Source organism: Nitrosomonas halophila (assembly GCF_900107165.1).
Taxonomy (GTDB): domain Bacteria; phylum Pseudomonadota; class Gammaproteobacteria; order Burkholderiales; family Nitrosomonadaceae; genus Nitrosomonas; species Nitrosomonas halophila.
The window spans coordinates 1-21,136 of the sequence record NZ_FNOY01000050.1 but is presented as its reverse complement, the minus strand read 5'-3'; the positions used below and the strand labels follow the sequence as shown (position 1 = coordinate 21,136).

Annotated in this window: 14 protein-coding genes and 1 tRNA gene; 13 read left to right on the top strand and 2 right to left on the bottom strand. The window is 51.9% G+C overall.

Annotation, left to right across the window (positions count from 1 at the left end):
- Positions 1 to 438 precede the first annotated feature (438 nt).
- Positions 439 to 744 carry a c-type cytochrome gene (locus BLV85_RS10750; protein WP_090415028.1) on the top strand — a complete coding sequence of 102 codons (306 nt, stop codon included), beginning with the start codon at positions 439 to 441 and terminating at the stop codon, positions 742 to 744.
- A gap of 446 nt (positions 745 to 1,190) precedes the next feature.
- Here the strand turns inward: BLV85_RS10750 and BLV85_RS10745 are convergent, their stop codons facing one another.
- Together BLV85_RS10745 and bioA are read right to left on the bottom strand one after the other, a co-directional pair.
- Entirely contained in the window at positions 1,191 to 2,594 is a 1,404-nt protein-coding gene (locus BLV85_RS10745; protein ID WP_090415025.1) for an MBL fold metallo-hydrolase RNA specificity domain-containing protein, read from the bottom strand.
- 9 nt (positions 2,595 to 2,603) lie between these two features.
- Positions 2,604 to 3,914, bottom strand: a complete 1,311-nt coding sequence (gene bioA / locus BLV85_RS10740) for an adenosylmethionine--8-amino-7-oxononanoate transaminase (protein ID WP_090415023.1) — start codon at positions 3,912 to 3,914, stop codon at positions 2,604 to 2,606.
- Between the two features lie 162 nt (positions 3,915 to 4,076).
- Here bioA and groES point away from each other — a divergent pair, with 162 nt between their 5' ends.
- The 12 genes from groES to BLV85_RS10675 all read left to right on the top strand — a co-directional run bounded on the left by groES (position 4,077) and on the right by BLV85_RS10675 (position 20,834).
- Entirely contained in the window at positions 4,077 to 4,367 is a 291-nt protein-coding gene (groES, locus tag BLV85_RS10735; RefSeq protein WP_090415021.1) for a co-chaperone GroES, read from the top strand.
- A gap of 49 nt (positions 4,368 to 4,416) precedes the next feature.
- Entirely contained in the window at positions 4,417 to 6,075 is a 1,659-nt protein-coding gene (gene groL / locus BLV85_RS10730; protein ID WP_090415018.1) for a chaperonin GroEL, read from the top strand.
- A gap of 101 nt (positions 6,076 to 6,176) precedes the next feature.
- Positions 6,177 to 6,929, top strand: a complete 753-nt coding sequence (locus BLV85_RS10725) for an SDR family NAD(P)-dependent oxidoreductase (RefSeq protein WP_176974014.1) — start codon at positions 6,177 to 6,179, stop codon at positions 6,927 to 6,929.
- 176 nt (positions 6,930 to 7,105) lie between these two features.
- A tRNA-Leu gene (locus BLV85_RS10720) sits at positions 7,106 to 7,191 on the top strand.
- 75 nt (positions 7,192 to 7,266) lie between these two features.
- On the top strand, positions 7,267 to 8,586 hold the full coding sequence (gene tig / locus BLV85_RS10715) for a trigger factor (RefSeq protein ID WP_090415015.1): 1,320 nt from the start codon (positions 7,267 to 7,269) through the stop codon (positions 8,584 to 8,586).
- A complete protein-coding gene (gene clpP / locus BLV85_RS10710; RefSeq protein ID WP_090415013.1) occupies positions 8,570 to 9,214 on the top strand; it encodes an ATP-dependent Clp endopeptidase proteolytic subunit ClpP in 645 nt (214 codons plus the stop codon). Before tig ends, clpP begins: the two co-directional genes overlap by 17 nt.
- 65 nt (positions 9,215 to 9,279) lie before the next feature.
- Positions 9,280 to 10,566, top strand: coding sequence for an ATP-dependent Clp protease ATP-binding subunit ClpX (gene clpX, locus BLV85_RS10705; RefSeq protein WP_090415011.1), 1,287 nt, complete (start codon positions 9,280 to 9,282; stop codon positions 10,564 to 10,566).
- 101 nt (positions 10,567 to 10,667) lie between these two features.
- Positions 10,668 to 13,088: an endopeptidase La gene (lon, locus tag BLV85_RS10700; protein WP_090415008.1), complete on the top strand. Its 2,421-nt coding sequence runs from the start codon at positions 10,668 to 10,670 to the stop codon at positions 13,086 to 13,088.
- Positions 13,089 to 13,478: 390 nt separating this feature from the next.
- Complete coding sequence (locus BLV85_RS10695; RefSeq protein WP_090415006.1) at positions 13,479 to 14,696, top strand: pyridoxal-phosphate-dependent aminotransferase family protein; 1,218 nt, start codon at positions 13,479 to 13,481, stop codon at positions 14,694 to 14,696.
- A gap of 523 nt (positions 14,697 to 15,219) precedes the next feature.
- Positions 15,220 to 16,218 carry an MraY family glycosyltransferase gene (locus tag BLV85_RS10690; protein ID WP_090415004.1) on the top strand — a complete coding sequence of 333 codons (999 nt, stop codon included), beginning with the start codon at positions 15,220 to 15,222 and terminating at the stop codon, positions 16,216 to 16,218.
- Complete coding sequence (locus BLV85_RS10685) at positions 16,205 to 18,121, top strand: polysaccharide biosynthesis protein (RefSeq protein ID WP_090415000.1); 1,917 nt, start codon at positions 16,205 to 16,207, stop codon at positions 18,119 to 18,121. The genes BLV85_RS10690 and BLV85_RS10685 overlap by 14 nt, the downstream gene beginning before the upstream one ends.
- 259 nt (positions 18,122 to 18,380) lie before the next feature.
- Complete coding sequence (locus BLV85_RS10675; RefSeq protein ID WP_090414997.1) at positions 18,381 to 20,834, top strand: Lon protease family protein; 2,454 nt, start codon at positions 18,381 to 18,383, stop codon at positions 20,832 to 20,834.
- Positions 20,835 to 21,136: the final 302 nt, after the last annotated feature.

Below are 21,136 nucleotides of genomic sequence, written 5' to 3'. Positions count from 1 at the left end.
TCTCAGAGATTGGGCGGGGTGCTCCACTATCACCGGCCATGGTCTTACAAAAGGCGCTTTCGGTTACCCACAAATTCTGCCGAGGAGCCAAAATTTTTTTGTACGATGCCGAACTGAAAGTTGTTCGGGGGCTTGATTGACTATGTTCCTCGGTGACTGTTGTACCAAACATCTTCTGCCAGAGGATACCGCCAGCAGCGTTATAATGTTCTCCCTTCGTTGTTGAGGCCTGGAATTCCCGGTTGAGTCCATTTGGAGTGGCTAGGAGGCTGTTAGCAAAACGCTATGCTTTATCCTGTGAACTGAATTTGTTGCACGCGGCAGCCCGGTTCAACTGATTTCTGGGGCGGTTTGAAAACTGTGCATGCTGTTTTTTCAACGATGAATGCCGGGCTGCCGGTGCCGTGCAATTTTTATATTTTTAATCGGAGCGTATCAATGAAAAAAATGGTTTTATTATTAGCGGTTTCGGCATTGACAGGTTTGGTGGGCTGTTCCAAGACCGATACCTACACCCCTCCGGCAAGCGCCAGCGGAGAAGATATTTTCTACGCCAACTGCACCAAGTGCCATAAGCCCGAGGCGGGGGGTGTCATGGTATTGAGTGCCAGCGTGGCCAACAAGGATGCGATCATTGCCAAAGTGCAGAATGGCAGTCTGCGTATGACTGCTTTCCCGAATATCCAGGGTGAAGCGGCAGATCGCCTGGCTGAATTCGTGCTGGCCAATAGCCAAACCAAATAAGGAATTGGGCCAGTTTTCCTGGCCAACTACCTGAATTTCTCGCATCGTTGCTGATGCCTAGTACTCCGTTCCGCCAAACCACTTACATGAAATCGCGCCTTCGCCTGTCATGCGTTGTTGCAAATCCTCGCCATAGCTACGGCTATGACTGCGGTTTGCGCCTAGCCTGGCAGGCGAATCCATCGATTTCATTTGTAAGCTAATTGACGGAACGGAGTACTAGGAGGCTGTCCGAGAATAGCGATCGCAGCGAGGGCGAAGCTGGCTGAGCGGGATTTTTAGATCATTGGAGGCGAATAGTTGTTGTTCTATTCAACGAAAAGGATCGAAAAATCCAGCCTGGCAGGTTCGTCCGCAGTAGATCAGTCGCTATTCTCGGACAGCCTCCTAGCGCCCTGCGCAGGGCGCTTTCCATTTACCAAGCTGTGCTTGGCGGCAATGCCCTGCTACAGTTGCTCACTTTCCATGCGTTGCGGGATGCTCACCTTCCAGTGCAGTTGATCCCGGATCACGTCGGCGAGTATTTCGGCATTGCTGGGTTCGCCGTGAACGACAAAGGTTTTTCTGGGAGGATGCTTGAATCCTTTAAGCCAGTTCATCAAATCTCGTTGGTCAGCATGGGCAGAAAGTCCGCCTATGGTGTGGATGGAGGCGCGTACAGGGATTTCCTCGCCGAAAATTCGAACTTTTTTGACGCCATCGACCAGTCTGCGGCCCAGTGTGCCTGCTGCCTGGAAGCCGGTGATCAGAATGCTGCATTCCGGCCTTGGCAAATTGTATTTGAGATGATATTTGATGCGCCCGGCATCGCACATGCCGCTGGCGGAAATGATGATCGCGCTATGCCGAGTATTGTTCAGTTTGATCGAGTCTTCGACTTCCTGGACAAAATGCACCTGAACATTCCTGCTGCGTTGGTTGAACCAGTCTAGAATCTCGGTCGTTTCCTGGTCGAGCAGATTGTGATGTTTGAGCGTGATTTCCGTCGCCGCCAAGGCCATGGGGGAATCTACATAAATGTCCATGGGCCCCAGCCTGCCTTCGCGCTGGAGATCGGCGAGTAGAAATAGCAGATCCTGGGTACGGCCGACGGTAAAAGCGGGCACGATGATATTGCCGCGTTTTTGCGTCAGGGTATCCTGAATGACCGTGACCAGTTCATCGCGGGTGCCCTGCATGCTGCGATGAAGCCGGTTGCCGTAGGTGGATTCGAGCAGCAGATAATCTGCTTCTTCTATAAAGCTGGGATCGCGCACGATGGGATGGCCGGGTTGGCCAAGATCGCCGGAAAAGACCAGTTTCTTTTGTTGCCCGCCCGTTTTTACCCAAACCTCGATGATGGCCGATCCGAGGATATGGCCGGCGTCCCGGAAGCGGCAGCGGAGCGAGGCATGCGGCGTGACGGTTTCATCGTAATCGACGCTGTGTATCTGCTTGAGAAGCGCTTCGGCCTGGGCGACCGTATAAAGGGGCGCGTTGTCATGATCGAGCTGGCGCTTTTTGCGCAGTGCGTCCTTGTTGCGCCATTCGGCTTCTTTTTCCTGTATGTAGGCGCTGTCTTTCAGCATCACACTGAGCAGGTCGGCGGTCGCATGGGTGGTGTAGACCCGGCCCCTGAAGCCGAGCACGCTCAGGCGCGGCAACAAGCCGGAGTGATCGATATGGGCATGGGTTAACAATACGAAATCGATGGATTCCGGATCGAAGTTGATTGCCGCCCGGTTTTTATGGTCTGCACCGCGTCCGCCCTGGAACATGCCGCAATCGATCAGGAAGCGTATCTGGCCGGTTTCGATCAGATAGCAGGATCCGGTCACTTCACCGGCACCGCCTAGAAATGTTATTCGCATGATTGGTTGTTAGATGTGGTTGAGAATATGGAGTACGCCCTGCGCCATCAAATGCATTTCCTCTTCATTGATGACATAGGGTGGCATCAGGTAGACGGTGTTGCCGAGCGGGCGGATCAGCAGTTGCTGATCCAGCCCCATATGCGCAAATTTCAGAGTAAAGCCCGGTGCCGGATCGCTGACTTCGAATGCCCAGATCATGCCGCAATTGCGGAAATTTTCAACTCTGGGATGCGCTTGTACCGGCTGCAGGCATTGATTGAGATAGCTTGCTTTGTGACGGTTGCCGGCGATGACGTTGTCCTGTTCCAGGATCTCGAGTGTGGCCAGCGCTGCCCGGCAGGCCAGCGCATTGCCGGAATGGGAATGCGAGTGGAGAAAGGCTTGGCTGGTCTGGCTGCTATAAAATGCCTGGTAGATGTCATCGGTGGTCATGACTACCGAGAGCGGCAAATAGCCGCCGCTCAGTCCCTTTGAGAGACACAGGAAATCAGGGGAGATTTCCGCCTGCTCGCAGGCGAACAGCGTGCCGGTGCGGCCGAAACCGACCGCAATTTCATCCGCAATCAAATGGACCTGGTAGGCATCGCAAATTGCCCGCGCTCGTTTGAGATAGCTGGGGTGATACATCCCCATGCCGGCCGCTCCCTGAACGAGTGGTTCCAGAATCAGGGCGGCGATAGTGGCATGGTGTTGCGCCAGGTAGTTTTCCAATTCCGCTGCCGCTCTGAGTGCGCAAGCTTCGGGGGATTCACCGTCCCGGGCAAAGCGCCAGTCAGGGGTCGGCATCGAAGGAGAAGGCCGCAATAACGGGGCGTAGGTTTGTTTGAAAAGCGCGACATCGGTAACCGACAGTGCACCGAGTGTTTCCCCGTGATAGCCATTCTGGAGATTGATAAAAACCGTTTTGGCGGGGTGGCCGCTTTGCTGCCAATAGTGGAAGCTCATTTTCAGAGCGATTTCGGTAGCCGAGGCCCCATCGCTGGCGTAAAAGCAATGGCCGAGGGGTTCGGGCGAGATTGCGCACAATTTTTCGGATAACCTGACCACTGGTTCATGCGTAAATCCTGCCAGCATGACATGTTCCAGTTTGCCAAGCTGATCGATCAGCGCCGCGTTGATGCGCGGATTGCAATGACCGAATAGATTGACCCACCACGAGCTGATCGTATCAAGATAGCGCTTGCCACTCTCATCATATAACCATGCGCCTGTTCCCTTGACAATTGACAGGGGCGGGAATGTTTCATGGTGTTTCATTTGGGTGCAAGGGTGCCAAACTGCTTGATTGCTGTGCGCAGATAAATTTTTATCGTTCATTGACTTGAAATTCCTTATGGTAGTCACTATTATTAGCACTCGTTGGCGTTGAGTGCTAGCAAGTGGCTTGAAAATTTTAAACGCTGATAGTCACTATAACTCGCCGAGTCGAACTATCGGATTTTTTATCATTCTTGTTAACCAATTTTAGGAGAAAGAGCTATGAATATTCGCCCCTTACATGACCGTGTAATTGTCAAGCGGTTAGAGGAGGAACGCAAGACTGCATCCGGTATCGTGATTCCCGATTCAGCTGCCGAGAAACCTGATCAAGGTGAAATCATTGCCGTAGGCAAGGGAAAAGTGGGTGATGATGGCAATGTGCGTGCACTGGAAGTCAAGGTTGGAGACAAGGTGCTGTTTGGCAAATACGCCGGTCAAGCCGTGAAAGTCAAGGGTGAAGAATTATTGGTGATGCGCGAAGAAGACATCATGGGCGTGATCGAAGGCTAATCAATAGTCAAATATTGAAAATAACCAACTGAAATCAGGAGAATAAATTATGGCAGCAAAAGAAGTAAGATTTGGAGATGTGGCGCGTCATGCCATGATCAATGGGGTCAACGTTCTGGCCGATGCAGTGAAAGTCACGCTGGGTCCCAAAGGGCGCAATGTGGTGCTGGAACGTTCCTATGGTGCACCGACCATCACCAAGGATGGTGTGTCAGTTGCCAAGGAAATCGAGCTGAAGGACAAGTTCGAGAACATGGGCGCGCAAATGGTCAAGGAAGTCGCCAGTAAAACCTCTGATACCGCTGGTGATGGCACCACTACCGCAACCGTTCTGGCGCAGGCCATCGTCAAAGAAGGGATGCGTTACGTTGCAGCCGGCATGAATCCGATGGATCTGAAGCGAGGCATTGATAAAGCTGTGACTGCAGCGGTGGAAGACCTGAAAAAACTTTCCAAGCCTTGTTCCACCAACAAGGAAATTGCCCAGGTAGGCAGCATTTCCGCCAATTCCGATGCCGAGATCGGTGAAATCATCGCCAAAGCCATGGATAAAGTCGGCAAGGAAGGCGTGATTACGGTCGAAGACGGTTCGGGCCTGCAAAATGAACTGGATGTGGTGGAAGGCATGCAGTTTGACCGGGGTTATCTCTCGCCCTATTTTATCAGCAGCGCGGAAAAGCAAATTGCCGCACTTGAAAGCCCTTTTATCCTGTTGCATGACAAGAAAATATCCAATATCCGCGATCTGTTGCCAATTTTGGAACAAGTTGCCAAGGCAGGCAAACCTCTGTTGATCATTGCCGAAGATGTGGATGGCGAGGCGCTGGCAACATTGGTTGTGAACAATATTCGTGGCATACTTAAAACCTGTGCGGTCAAAGCACCTGGGTTTGGTGACCGCCGCAAAGCCATGCTGGAAGACATCGCCATTCTGACCGGTGGTACAGTGATTGCTGAGGAAGTCGGCCTGTCGCTGGAAAAAGCGACGCTCGAAGATTTGGGCCAAGCAAAACGTATCGAGGTCGGCAAAGAAAACACGACCATCATTGATGGCGCAGGCGATACCAACGCGATTGAGGGGCGCGTTGGCCAGATCCGCGCACTGATCGAGGATGCCTCGAGCGACTATGATCGTGAGAAATTGCAGGAACGTGTTGCCAAACTGGCTGGCGGGGTCGCGCTGATCAAGGTTGGCGCTGCGACTGAAGTGGAAATGAAAGAGAAGAAAGCACGTGTGGAAGACGCGTTGCATGCCACCCGTGCTGCAGTGGAAGAAGGCATCATTCCCGGCGGTGGCGTAGCGTTATTGCGCACAACCAATGCCGTGAGCAATGTCAAGGGCGATAACCATGATCAGGACGCCGGCATCAAAATCGTGCTGCGCGCCATGGAAGAACCGCTGCGTCAGATTGTGACCAATTGCGGTGATGAAGCCTCTGTGGTGGTCAACAAAGTCAAGGATGGCGAAGGTAACTTTGGTTACAATGCAGCGACCGGTGAATATGGCGATCTGGTCGCGATGGGTGTGCTGGATCCGACCAAGGTGACGCGTTCCGCACTGCAAAATGCTGCATCGGTTGCCGGGCTTATTCTGACGACCGACGCCATGGTCGCAGAGGCGCCGAAAGAGGAATCTGCCGGCGCGGCGGGTATGGGCGGTATGGGTGGCATGGGTGGCATGGGCGGTATGGGCGGCATGGATATGTAATCCGTCCCGTTCCCAGGCTATCAGTAAAACCACAACCAACCGGCCTTTCTTGCTGGTTGGTTGTGGTTTTTTAATTTAATCTGCCGCACTAGGCTAAAAAATTGGATATTCAAAAAACTTATCAAGCTGGCCAGGATTTGCTTGAAGGCCGTGTTGTTCTGGTTACCGGTGCCGGCCAGGGGATCGGGCGTACCGCCGCGATTACTTATGCCAGCCATGGCGCTACAGTCATTTTGCATGGCCGCCGGGTCGAAAAGCTCGAGCGTGTTTATGATGAAATCGAGGCGCTGGGCAAGGCTTCCGCAATCATTCTGCCTTTCGATTTTGAGAAAGCAGTCGATGCGGATATTGCTGCGCTGGCCGAAGCGATTGCTTCCCAGATGGGCCGCTTGGACGGCATTTTACACAACGCGGCCTGGACTTACGGCGCGATGCCGTTGGCGTATCACAAGCTTGAGCATTGGCAAACCATCATGCAGGTCAATTTGATGGTGCCTGCTGCGCTGACCCAGGCCTGCCTGCCGTTGCTCAAGGCTTCTCCCGACGCCAGCGTGATCATGACAGGCGATACGCATGGCCAGGCACCGGCTGCATACTGGGGCGCTTTTGCAGTAGCCAAATCAGGCATAGAAGTGCTGGTCAGAATTCAGTCCGAGGAATGGGAGATGTTTCCAAATCTGCGGATCAACGCATTGATACCGGGTGCAGTCAATACGCCGCAGCGCACCAAAACGCATCCGGGCAGCAATAATCGCGCACTCTGCCCGCCAGAAGATTTAATGCGGACTTATCTCTATTTGATGGGGCCTGATAGTCGTGGCCTGAGTGGCAAAACCTTGCTTTGTCAAGCATAAACCATGCATGGTGCGCAGGAAAGCTGCGGTATCCAGAAGAAGAAGGTATAATCAATGACATAGGATAAGAAGGAATATGATAGGCTGTCGGCCAAAATTCTGTGGATTGTTTTCACAGATCAGATGGATGGCAGCAGCTTTGGGTTTTAAGTCCTATGCCTTTCAGAGGATATCACGCGAAAGTGGCGGAATTGGTAGACGCACCAGATTTAGGTTCTGGCGCCGATGAGGTGTGGGGGTTCGAGTCCCCCCTTTCGCACCAGAGAAATCCTGAAAAATAGTTTTGCAGTCATCATGCTGCTTATTTTTTCATCACATATCAGTTTAGGAAGATTCGATGCAAACACAAGTGGAAACCTCCAATCCACTGGAACGCAGCCTTGAGTTCTCGATTTCTCGAGATAAAGTTCAGGCTGAAGTGGATGATCGACTGAAGCGTCTTGCGCCAAAGGTCAGAGTTCAGGGCTTTCGCCCCGGAAAGGTTCCGTTGAAAATTGTCGCGCAACAGCATGGTCTACAAATTCACCAGGAAGTCCTGGGAGAAATGCTGCAAAAGGCATTCAGCGAAGCCGTTAAGAAAGAAGGTTTCCAGGTTGCCGGCACCCCGAATTTCGAGGCCAAGAATTTTGCGGAAAATGGTGCCGATTATGAATTCAGCGTGAACTTTGAAGTTTATCCCGATTTTGAATTGGGCGACTTCAGTGCGATTACGGTCAATAAGCCTGTGCTGCAGATCGGTGAGGCGGAAGTTCAAAAAACGGTAGATCTTTTGCGTAAGCAACGGGCCAGTTTTGAAACAGTGGATCGTCCCGCGCAGCTGGGTGATCGTGTCAATATCGACTATCGTGGCCAACTGGATGGCCAGGATTTTGCCGGCGGTCAGGCCGATGACTATAGCGTGGTGCTCGGCGAAGGAAATCTCCTAAAGGATTTTGAAACACCTGTCGTGGGTATGAGTGCGGGACAAGAAAAAACATTTGATATGACGTTTCCCGCGGATTATCCCGGCAAGGAAGTGGCTGGCAAGACTGTGTCTTTCACGGTCAAGCTCAACCGGGTTGATGCGCCTAAATTGCCTGATATCGATAGTGATTTCGCCAAGTTGCTCGGTGTTCCGGATGGGGATGTCACTAAAATGCAAGAAGAAATCAGAGCCAATCTGCAGCGCGAGGCCGGACAACGCGTTCATGCCAAAGTCAAGGAGCAGATCATGCAGGCCTTGCTGGATAGGATTTCAATCCAGGCACCCCAGGCACTGATTCAGCAGGAAATCGACCGGCTGATAGAAGAGATTCGCGATGCTCAGGCGGCGCGGGGCCTGCGCAACAAGGAGCTGGATATTCCGCGGGAGGCTTTCCAGGAAAAAGCAGAACGGCGCGTCAAGCTTGGTCTGATATTGGGCAAGCTGATCAAAACCCATGAACTGAGCGCCAAACCGGAGCAAGTCAGGCGCTTTGTTGAAGAATATGCGCAGAGTTATGAAAATCCACAGGAAGTAGTCAAATGGCATTACGCCTCTCCTGATCGGCTGCGAGATATCGAACCCATTGTGCTGGAGGATAATGTCGTATCATGGATACTAGAGAGAGCCAATATTGTTGATCAGAGTATTACTTTTGAAGAATTGATGGGTCATCCCTATGCAGCCAATGTTTGAACAGAAGGACAGTGCCTTGAATCCGACAGGGTTGGGTTTGATACCGATGGTGATCGAGACCAGCGGGAGAGGCGAGCGCGCCTACGATATTTATTCGCGGCTGCTCAGAGAGCGGATCATTTTCTTGGTAGGCCCTGTTACGGAGGCATCCGCCAATTTGATTATCGCCCAGCTTCTATTCCTGGAATCCGAGAATTCAGATAAGGATATTTATCTTTACATTAATTCTCCCGGTGGACTGGTCACAGCCGGTTTGGCTGTTTACGACACGATGCAGTTCATCAAACCCGATGTGAGCACACTCTGTGTGGGCCAGGCAGCGAGTATGGGGGCATTGCTGCTGACCGCAGGGACCAAGGATAAGCGCTTCTGCCTGCCTAATTCGCGCGTCATGATCCATCAGCCGATGGGCGGATTCCAGGGGCAGGCGTCGGATATCGAGATACACGCCAAGGAAATTTTGTATCTTAAGCACAGATTGAATGAAATCATGGCGCACCATACTGGTCAAACCATGAAAACGATTGAAAAAGATACCGATCGTGATAACTTCCTCAGCGCCGAGGCAGCAGTAAAATACGGTTTGGTGGATACAGTGCTGACCAGCAGGGATGAAAAGAAAAAATAATATGGGATCGCCCTGGCTGGAATTTTAAACGATTCATATTCGTGCGATGATCGCGGGGTAGAGTGATGTCCGAAAAAACAAACGACGAAAAACTATTGTATTGTTCTTTTTGCGGAAAGAGTCAGCGAGAGGTCAGGAAACTGATCGCTGGGCCCTCCGTATTCATATGCGATGAATGCATCGACCTTTGCAATGACATCATTCGCGAGGAAATGCAGGTGAGTGAAACAGCCAAGCTGTCCAAATCAAGTCTGCCGACCCCACGTGAAATATGCCAGACCTTGGATCAATATGTCATCGGACAAGAATCGGCGAAGAAGACGCTTTCTGTCGCTGTCTATAACCATTACAAACGCCTGAGAAGTCTGTCCAAAACCAATGATAAGGATGAAGTTGAACTTGCCAAAAGCAATATTCTGCTGATCGGGCCGACGGGTTCCGGCAAAACCTTGCTGGCGCAAACGTTGGCAAGATTGCTCGATGTGCCGTTTGTGATCGCTGATGCGACCACCCTGACCGAGGCGGGTTATGTGGGTGAGGACGTCGAGAACATCATTCAGAAGCTGTTGCAGAAATGCAATCATGATGTCGAGAAGGCGCAGCGGGGTATCGTCTATATCGATGAAATCGATAAAATTTCCCGAAAATCGGACAACCCCTCCATTACTCGGGATGTATCCGGGGAAGGGGTGCAGCAGGCGCTGCTAAAATTGATCGAGGGGACGACCGCCCTGGTTCCGCCGCAAGGCGGCCGCAAGCATCCCAATCAGGAATTTATCCAGATCGATACCACCAATATTCTGTTTATTTGCGGCGGGGCGTTTGATGGCATAGACCGGATTATCCGGACCCGCTCTGAAAAAGGTGGCATAGGTTTTGGTGCGAAGGTTGTAAACCGGGATGATCACAAGGAACTGAACTCAATTCTTAAAGACATTGAACCGGAAGATCTGATTAGATATGGCCTGATCCCTGAATTCGTCGGCCGTTTACCGGTTGTCGCGACCTTGAGCGAGTTGAACGAGGCGGCATTGATTCAGATTCTGGTCGAGCCCAAGAATGCGCTGGTCAAGCAGTACTGCAAATTATTCAACATGGAAGGCGGCGTTGAATTGGAGTTCCGGGAACAGGCACTTGCGGCCATCGCCAAGAAAGCGTTGGCGCGGAAAACCGGTGCGCGCGGGCTGCGTTCAATTCTGGAAGAAACGCTGTTGGATATCATGTATGACTTGCCGTCAATCGAGAATGTTTCCAAGGTTGTGATTGAAGCGGGTTCCAATAGCGAGGATATTCAACCGATTATAATTTATGCAGAAAAACCCAAGTTGGCAAGGAATTCGAAACAGGCATAAAGGGTCTGATTTGACATACTCGAAATAACCCTTAGGAAGCTTGTTTTTTATCAAAGCAGCACCATAACTTGATTTATCTGCATTCCCTCAAGGGGTAAAATATGACATCAGACATCATCGATATTGAATCCAGTGAACTGGATTTGCCTTTGTTGCCGTTACGCGACGTAGTGGTTTTTCCACATATGGTGATACCGCTGTTTGTCGGACGACCCAAGTCCATCAAGGCGTTGGAAATTGCGACTGAAGCCGGCAAGAACATCTTGCTGGTCGCCCAGAAATCGGCCGCTAAAGACGATCCCCTCCCTCAGGACTTATATAAAGTATGCTGCGTTTCCAGCATACTGCAGATGCTGAAATTACCGGATGGTACGGTAAAAGTTCTGGTGGAAGGGAATTATCGCGCAAAAATTGAGGCACTCGAAGATTCCGATAATGCATTTTCGGGCAAAGCCGCTCGTATTTTGATCGATGAAGTCAATACGCCTGAAATAGAGGCATTGCGGCGTGCGCTGCTTTCTCAGTTTGATCAGTATGTCAAATTGAACAAAAAAATTCCGTCCGAAATTCTTGCATCTTTAAGCGGTATTGATGAGGCGGGCCGCTTGGCGGATACGATAGCCGCCTATCTGCCTTTGCGACTGGAACAGAAACAGGAAATTCTGGAAATCTTCGATGTTCAGCAACGCCTGGAGCGACTGCTTGGGCTGCTCGAAGCCGAACTGGATATTCTGCAGGTGGAAAAACGTATCCGTGGCAGAGTCAAGCGCCAGATGGAGAAAAGCCAGCGGGATTACTATCTGAACGAGCAGGTGAAGGCGATTCAGAAAGAATTGGGCGAAGGCGAAGAGGGTGCGGATCTCGAGGAAATCGAACGCAAAATCAGAGCAGCCTCCCTGCCGAAAGAGGCGCTTGCCAAGGCCGAATCCGAACTCAAGAAGCTGCGTCTCATGTCTCCGATGTCGGCGGAAGCGACGGTTGTCAGGAATTATATCGATACCTTGGTGGCGTTGCCGTGGAAACACAAGACCAAAATCTGCAAAGAACTGGAAACAGCCGAGACCACTCTGGACGAGGACCATTATGGATTGGAGAAGGTCAAAGAACGAATCGTCGAGTATCTGGCTGTACAGCAGCGTGTGGCTAAATCCAAGGCGCCGATACTTTGCCTGGTTGGCCCGCCTGGTGTCGGTAAAACTTCGCTGGGGCGATCCATCGCGCGCGCGACCAACCGCAAATTTGTCCGTATGTCGCTGGGAGGCGTGCGGGATGAAGCCGAGATTCGTGGCCATCGCCGCACTTATATTGGTTCGATGCCCGGAAAGATTCTGCAAAGCATGACCAAAGTCGGTGTCAAGAATCCTTTGTTCTTGCTCGATGAAGTCGACAAAATGGGCATGGATTTTCGTGGTGACCCCTCATCGGCGCTGCTGGAAGTGCTTGATCCGGAACAGAATAGTACCTTCGTCGATCATTATATCGAGGTCGAATATGATTTGTCTGACGTCATGTTCGTGGCGACAGCAAATACCCTGAACATCCCTCCAGCCTTGCTGGATCGGATGGAAGTCATCCGCCTGTCAGGGTATACCGAAGATGAAAAACTGAATATCGCGAAACGTTATCTGCTTCCCAAGCAAATGAAGAACCATGGGCTGAAGGACGAGGAGTTGACCGTTTCTGAATCGGCTTTGCGTGATATTGTCCGTTACTACACGCGGGAAGCCGGAGTGCGATCGATGGAAAGGGAAGTCTCCAGGATTTGCCGCAAGGTGGTCAAAGCGCTATTGCTCAAGGGTAATAAGGGCAAAATTACAGTCAACTCCCGCAATCTCGACAAATATCTCGGTGTGCGGCGCTATGTCTATGGAATGGCCGAGGAGAAGAATCAGGTCGGACAGGTGACCGGGCTTGCCTGGACGGAAGTCGGTGGCGAGTTGCTGAGAATCGAAGCGGTGGTCTTGCCCGGCAAGGGAAAGACCATTACCACCGGGAAATTGGGTGAAGTCATGCAGGAATCGATTCAGGCTGCACTGTCTGTTGTCCGCAGCCGTTCCACAATTTTAGGGATTCCCGATGATTTTTACCTGAAAAACGATATTCACATTCATTTACCTGAGGGCGCTACACCCAAGGATGGACCCAGTGCGGGCATTGGTATCTGCTTATCCATGGTGTCTGCATTGACTGGCATTCCAGTTCGGGCGGCGGTCGCCATGACCGGTGAGATTACCTTGAGAGGCGAGGTATTGCCCATCGGTGGACTTAAGGAAAAACTGTTGGCCGCTCATCGCGGTGGGATTACCACCGTGCTCATTCCGGAGGATAATGTCAAGGATTTGAGCGAGATTCCGGTCAACATAAAAAGCAGGTTGAATATCCAGCCAGTGAAATGGATCGATCAGGTTCTGGAAATCGCGCTTGAGTATAAGCCGGAAATGCTGCCATCAACCCTTTCCAGCCAGGCGATGGCATCAGTGTCTGAAAAGGGTGCGACAGGCTCTGCTGCGATCAAACACTGACAACCAAACCCCAAGCTTTACCGGATTTTAATTCTGGTCCGGTAAAGCGAACATGCAGTCCCTCGGGCATGGTGTGATGCCAAGCGATGACTGGTTGCAGTATGTGTATCCATGTTGTGCCCCACCCCCCTGTTTTTTTGTCCATCGAAATCCTGCGTTTGCCCAGATGGGTTGACGAGAGGCCGCGTGGGAGACTCGCAGGATAATTTCCGCTTGGACCGGATAGTAAATTTTCTGATCACTTGATAAAATCCCCGCTTCAGTTGCTAAAGGGGATCTCTGGCGCGCAAGTTTCCAGGCGCTGGGAAGCAGTGCAGTCAAGCAAAGAAAATTGGATGCTTAGAGAAGCCTCAGATAAAAATTTCGTCTATACACTCCTTAGGAATATCAATGACCACCGATGATTTTCGTCCAGAAAAAAAAATAACCACATTCTATCCACCACAACGTATTCTGATGGGTCCAGGGCCCTCGGATACACATCCTCGTGTGCTAGCCGCTCTGGCTCGTCCTACGCTGGGCCATCTTGATCCGGTCTTTACGGACATGATGGAAGAATTGAAGGGATTGCTCAGATATGCGTTTCAGACAGCCAATTTATTGACTTTCCCCGTTTCCGGTCCGGGTTCTGTCGGTATGGAAATGTGCTTTGTCAATATGATCGTGCCGGGAGACAAAGTCGTCGTATGCAGGAATGGCGTATTTGGCGGACGCATGATAGAGAATGTCGAGCGCTGTGGCGGCATTCCCGTGGTGGTGGAAGACAAATGGGGCGAACCGGTCGACCCGCAGAAGCTGGAAGATGCCTTGAAAAGCAATCCGGACACGAAGATCGTGGCATTTGTGCATGCTGAAACATCTACCGGTGTGCAGTCGGATGCAAAAACGCTGTGCGAGATTGCAAAAAAATATGGTTGTCTGACGATTATGGATACCGTCACTTCCCTGGGCGGTACGCCGATCTATATGGATGAGTGGGGGGTCGATGCCATTTATTCCGGCAGCCAGAAATGTCTGTCTTGCCCGCCGGGATTATCACCAGTCAGTTTTTCCGAGCGCGTGGCCAATCTGGTCAAAGGCCGTACCGAGAAAGTGCACAGCTGGTTTATGGACATCAATCTGTTACTGGGCTATTGGGGTTCTTCCCGTACCTATCATCATACGGCGCCGACCAATTCTTTATATGGCCTGCATGAATCGCTGGTCATGCTGTATGAGGAAGGACTTGAGCATTCCTGGGCGAGGCACCGCCGTAACCACGAAGCATTGAAGGCCGGTTTGAAAACGCTGGGTATCGAGTATGTCGTGGCCGAACCCTACCGTTTGCCGCAATTGAACTCGGTTCATGTCCCTGCCGGTATTGATGAGAAAGAAGTGCGCCGCCGGCTGTTGGCAGATTACAATCTCGAGATTGGCGCCGGACTGGGTGATTTTGCAGGCAAGATCTGGCGCTTTGGTTTAATGGGTAATTCAAGCAAGATAGAGAAAGTAATTTTCTGCCTGGATGCGCTGGAGCATGTATTGGCAGATCTGGGCATGAAAGTAGAGCGGGGAGCCGCTGCAACAGCAGCTCATCAGTATTACGCGGCAAATCCGATGCCGGCATAAACCCTCCGCTGGTCAGCGCGGAATTTAGCTGAAACTTTGAAATTCTCCCGCTCTGTCAGGGTGGGAGAATTTCCGCAAGTGTTCCGGCCCTGTGAAAACCCCCATTGCTCGCCCTGATCGCTGCAGTCTGCAACGCCCCTGGTCTGTCTTGTCATTTTTTTCCTTTCCTGCCCCCGTATTGAATGATTGGTTGAATGTAGTTTTTCTACAGGAACTGATTATTTGATTGCAGAGTGTGGGCGCCTATCGTATAGAATGCAGCAATGGAGCCCTGTATCAGCGATACAGGGCTCCATACTTTATCGCCGACCCTATTATTGTGCATTGCATGTCCGCCCAATTGGTGGCAATCCGAGGGCGTGATGAAGTGTGCGCATTAAAAGTGCCGAACGGGATGGCAGTGCCCTGCAATGACATTATCATGCAGGGAGGTCGTGTTCTACGTGGCGCTTCGGAGAGCGTACACAACAGCCTGTTCAATTGAGGAATCCGAGTTAAAATCGATCCATCATTCTTGTACGCCATGTCTGTCCAACTGATCCTAGCGCCACTTCTGGCCTTCATCGTTGCGTATTTTCTGATCCTGTGGCAGGTCAATAGCCCCACGGCTCTGAAAGTGCTCGATTATCCCAATCCGCGCTCGTTGCATCGTAAACCCATTCCCCGCACCGGAGGGGTTGGCATCATCGCCGGCATACTGGCAGCCTGGCTATGGCTGGCAACAGCCATTCCATTGGCGTTATGGGCGAGCATTGGCCTGCTGGCCATCATTTCTTTCATCGATGATGTGAAAACACTGCCCGTTTTACAGCGCTTACTGGTGCATGCATCGGTTGCCATGGCATTTGCCATATGGCAGATTTATCCTTCTTATGGTGGAGCGCTGACATTCGTCGCGGGATTGGCCATACTTTGGATGACCAATCTGTATAATTTCATGGATGGATCGGATGGACTTGCCGGCGGCATGGCATTGATCGGCTTTGGCTGTTATGGTTTGGGCGCCTGGTTGATGGGCGATGATCTGTTAGCCGCGATAAATTTTTGTATCATGGCGGCGGCCGCGGCTTTTTTATTGTTCAATTTTTATCCGGCCCGAATTTTTATGGGCGATGTGGGATCGATCCCGCTGGGGTTTCTGGCCGCCGTGCTGGGTATCTGGGGCTGGATGCAGGCGGTGTGGTCTCTGTGGTTTCCATTCTTGGTGTTTTCGCCATTTATTGCCGATGCCACAGTGACACTGGCCAAACGAGCCTGGCGGGGTGAGCGGATCTGGCAGGCGCATCGTGCGCATTACTATCAACGTTTGGTGCAAAGCGGGTTGGGGCATCGCGATACAGCCTTGCTCGGCTATGCAGTGATGCTGATTGCAAGTGGGAGCGCTTTATGGTCGGTCCGGCAGGATGCGGCTACCCAATTATGGTTGGTGGGTATATGGATGGGTATTTATTTCATTACGATGGTGATTTTTGACTATTTTCAGCGCAATCGTTCCGGTAATGGGCAGAATGATTGCAATTAAACCCCGCATTCGCTCATTCATTGCATTCGCGCATGATTTTCTGGCGGTAGTCATTGCCTGGTGGCTGGCCTACCTGTTTCGTTTCAATTTTGAGATTCCCAGCGAGTATCAGCAATCATTCAAGTATATTCTCTTGTGGATTGTACCCTTGCAAGCCAGCATATTTTACTCGTTCGGTCTTTATCGTGGATTGTGGCGTTACGCCAGTTTGCCCGATTTGAAGCAGATTTTTCTGACAGTGGCACTGGGTGCGATTGCCGTGCCGTTTGTCTTGTACATGCTGCAATTGCCTGTACTGGTGCCGCGCGCGGCGCTGTTTCTAGCCCCCATGCTGTTGATGTTGATCATGGGGGGAAGCCGGATTGTCTATCGATCCTGGAAAGAGCAGCGTTTGTACAGCCTGGACGACGCAAAACGCCAGCCGGTGATTGTGTTGGGTTCAGGCAGCACTGCCGTCAGTCTTGTCAAGGAGCTGGAGCGCAGCCGCGATTGGCATGTGGCCGGCCTGCTGACCGACAATCCCAATAAATTGGGAACGCATCTGCATGGTGTAAAAGTGCTGGGAATGATTGACGATTTGGTCGAATGGGTCGAAAAATTGAGTGTCGGTCATGTCATCATCGCCATGCCTTCGGCGTCCCAGGCTTTACGCCGTCACGCGCTGGAGATCTGCGCTCGGATTGGGATCAAGCCCATGACTGTTCCTTCCTATGTCGATTTGGTGAGCGGCAGGATGACTGTATCGCAAATACGCAACGTGGAGCTGGATGATTTGCTGGGCCGTGCTCCGGTTGTGCTGGATATGGAAGGCCTGCATGAATTATTGACCGGAAAAGTCATTCTGGTTACCGGTGCGGGTGGATCGATCGGCTCGGAGTTGTGCCGGCAAATCCTGTCGTTTAATCCCAGACAGCTGGTGCTGCTGGAACTGAACGAATATGCGCTGTATACCATTGCCGAAGAGTGCCGCGCCAATTTTCCGGAGATTCCCGCGGCATTTCTGATCGGCGATGTGAAGGACAGCGCCAGACTGGATCAAATATTCGATCAATATCGGCCTGCGGCCGTTTTTCATGCTGCGGCCTACAAGCATGTGCCATTGATGGAGCATGCCAATAGCTGGCAGGCGCTGAAGAACAATGTCTTGGGTACCTATCATCTGGCACAAACTGCCATCAAATATGGCATTGAGAAGTTTGTGTTGATTTCCACTGACAAGGCGGTGAATCCCACCAATATCATGGGGGCGAGCAAACGGCTGGCTGAAATGGTATGCCAGGCGCTCCAGCAGTCGGTTGAAAATGACTGCCAACAGGTGGCTGCTAAGCCCCGCACCGATTTTGTCATCGTACGTTTTGGGAATGTTCTGGGAAGTACCGGTAGCGTCATTCCCAAATTCAGAGAGCAGATCGCGCGCGGCGGGCCCATTACCGTTACCCATCCGGCTATCAGCCGTTACTTTATGTCACTCCAGGAAGCTGCACAATTGGTTCTGCAGGCAGGCGCCATGGATCGCACGACAACTGGTGGAGAGATTTTCATCATGGATATGGGCGATCCGGTCAAAATCGTTGATCTGGCAAAAGATATGATTCGACTGTCCGGTTTGAACGAGAATGATATTGAAATCGTTTTTACCGGCCTGCGTCCGGGCGAGAAATTGCATGAAGAACTGGCCGGTGATAATGAAAGCACATTGCCGACACCGCATGAGAAACTGCGCATTACACATTCTTGTCCGCCAAATGGACAGTGGTTGTGCAGCCTGCTGGAGTGGTTCTCTGACCAGCAGGCGTTAAGTGACGAAGCTGTTAAAATGACTTTGACCACCTGGGTGCCGGAATACCTTGCTCAACCATCGCACCATCAACCGGTGATGGAAAAAGATACTGGCTCAAATTGATTCTGTCCTGCTCGCATGATGGCCATGGGGCCGCTGCCAGCCAGTGGGATCTGCCTTGTGCATAGCACCCGTTCTCTTTCTTGTTTCTTGGTCGGCCAAGTTGGCTGTGCATGCGGTTTTGTGGGAGCGGCGCCGCTGGCTGGCGCCATTCCAGAAAGCCATGACGCCACTATGTGACTTGAATACCGCGCATTTCAGCTCATCCAACCGAGATTCCCGGGCCTAACCGGAATTTTTCTCAATCTTGATAATTTAAAAAATGCCAATAACCAGATTGGAACCTTGTGCACTGAGCCTGGCCATCGAACCCGATACGCTGGATTTTCAGGACACTTCTGCTTTAACCGATCAATCGCTTTCCTGGATTGGACAGGAACGCGCTCAGCAGGCTGCCTTTTTTGGACTCGAAATGAGACAGCCAGACTATAACCTGTTTGTACTGGGCGAGACCGGCAGTGGCAGGTCTTCCTTGTTGCGCCAGGCGATGGCCCATGTTGCGGCAAGCAGGCCGGTGCCGCCCGATATGTGTTATGTGCATAACTTCGATCTGCCGGAGCGGCCATTGGCGCTGCGTTTGCCGGCGGGCCAGGGCAGTTGGTTGCGGCAGCAGTTAGCGCTGTTTGCAAAAAACTTACAGCAGGAAATACCCAAGCGCTTGAACGAAGAGGATTTCAAGGCAGAAATCGAACGCATCGAAAAGCGTTTCAGAGTGGAAGAAACCAGGGCATACGCCGAACTCAATGCACTGGCCGAGACGCTGCATTTCGTCATTCAGCGCGAGTCGGGGCGTCTTATTTTTACACTTCTGGATGAGAGCGGCAATGTATTGACGGAAAATGAAGTTTTGGCCTTGCCAAAGGCGCGCCGGGAGGCAATCGACCAGGCCGAGCAGACCTTGCGCAGCGCAATCACCAGTTATCTCGAGAAAATTCGCCCACTGGAACGTCAGCGCGATGAAGCGCTGGCAGCTTTGCACCGGCAACGGATTCAGCCTTTACTGGCACAAGTCCTGAATGCCATTCTCGATGGGCTGGCGCAGCCTTTTGCCGATCGCGGCAAGCTTGGGCGCTATTTGGACCAGATCCAGCAGGATGTGCTAGAAAACCTGGATATTTTTTGGACATCGGGGATGGATGAGGACAAATACCAGGCACGAATGAACAGCTTGCTGGGACGCTACCAGATCAACCTGGTGGTGGATAATCGGGAGCTGTCTGGGGCGCCTGTTGTCGTGGAGGATAACCCCTCATTCAAATCATTGATAGGCAGCATCGAATATCAGTCAGTCGAAGGCGCGCTGATGACCGATTACACCCGCATTCGCGCTGGCGGCTTGCTGCGGGCACATGGCGGATTCCTGATGCTGCATCTGGATGATTTGCTGGCCGACGGGCTGGTCTGGGAAAAAATCTGCCGTCTGCTGCGCAGTCATATGCTGCAGATCGAAGAACCGTGGGCGGCCTCGGCAGCCACACCGGTTGTCTCAATCGAGCCAGAGGCTGTCGCGTTGCAGGTGAAGATCGTGCTGATCGGTTCACGTGAGCAATATTATGCGATTCAGGAGAACAATCCCGAACTGGCACGCCGTTTCCGGGTAAAAGTTGATTTTGCCGCTTCCTTTCTAGCCAGCGCGCAAGCCTATCATGCACTCTCGATTTTTATTGCGCATGTTTGCCAGCAGGGTTGTTTGCCGCATTTTTCCAGGGGGGCAGTCGCCGCGGTGCTGGGGGCTTGCCATAGAGTGGCGGAGGATCAAACGCGTCTGAGTGCAAATTTTAGCCATACCGAGACGCTGGTCGTGGAAAGCGCCATGCAGTGCAAAGCCCGGAATGGGCAGATAGTCGAAGCGGAGGATGTCATTTCGGCCCAGCGAGCCAGCATGATGCGGCACAACTATCCGGATCAATGCGCGCAGGAGGCCATTGCCGATGGCGATGTGGTGATTGCCGTGCACGGACAAAGAACCGGCCAAATCAATGGCCTGAGTTTGATCGATATGGGCGACCAAAGCTTCGGGATGCCGGTGCGCGTGACAGCCCATGCCTTCGCGGGCGAGGATGGTCTGCTGAATATCGAGCGCGAGGTCGGGCTATCCGGCCCCATTCACGATAAGGGCGTCTTCATTCTGCAGCATTTGTTATCCGCCTTGTTTTCGCACAACGCGCCGCTGGCACTCAATGCTTCTATTGTTTTTGAGCAGGAATACTATGGCATTGAGGGAGACTCCGCTTCTTGTGCCGAGCTCTATGTGCTGCTGTCGGCCTTGGCCGGATTGCCACTCAAGCAAGGTATCGCGGTCACTGGCGCCATCAACCAGTATGGAGAAATTTTGCCGGTAGGGGGCATTAATGAAAAAATTGAGGGATTTTTCAAGGTTTGCAAAACAGCAGGGCTGGATGGCTCCCAGGGCGTGCTGATTCCTGGCCGGAACTGCCGCCATCTCATGCTGGACAGCGCAGTGATCGAAGCAGTGGCTAGAGGAGAATTCCATATTTACACAGCCGAGCATATGTGCGACGGGATTGAATTGCTGACTGATTTTCCTTGCGGGATCTCGGCAGATTCCGAATTGAACGACATGGTCAATTATCCTCCGGATACGGTCCTGGGCCGTGCCCAACGGACCTTGCGCGCTTACCGTGCGGCCTGTCAGCAACAGCCACAGCAGCCAAAGCCTGGACACAAGCGGGCCGTGGCGCGTGCGGAAAAATGAGATGTTTTGGCAACCTGGGGCGCCGTCTATTTTTACTTGAATCCGGATTCGCCGGACAGTCTGGAAGCCGTGCAGTTTTGATTATTTTATGGCAATCAGTGTCATGAGAATAGCGTTACTCGTCCATGATTGATGCTATGACGTTATAACGCGCAGCATTACGATATTTGGAGAATGTGATGAGCGAGATAGCCAAACGTGCTACGGTTTATTAGTCCGAAGTAAGGTTAAAACCACCGCCTTTAAGGCGGTAAGATTTATCTTTTAAAATTTTGGACGTACCATGATGCTAAAAGTAGGGG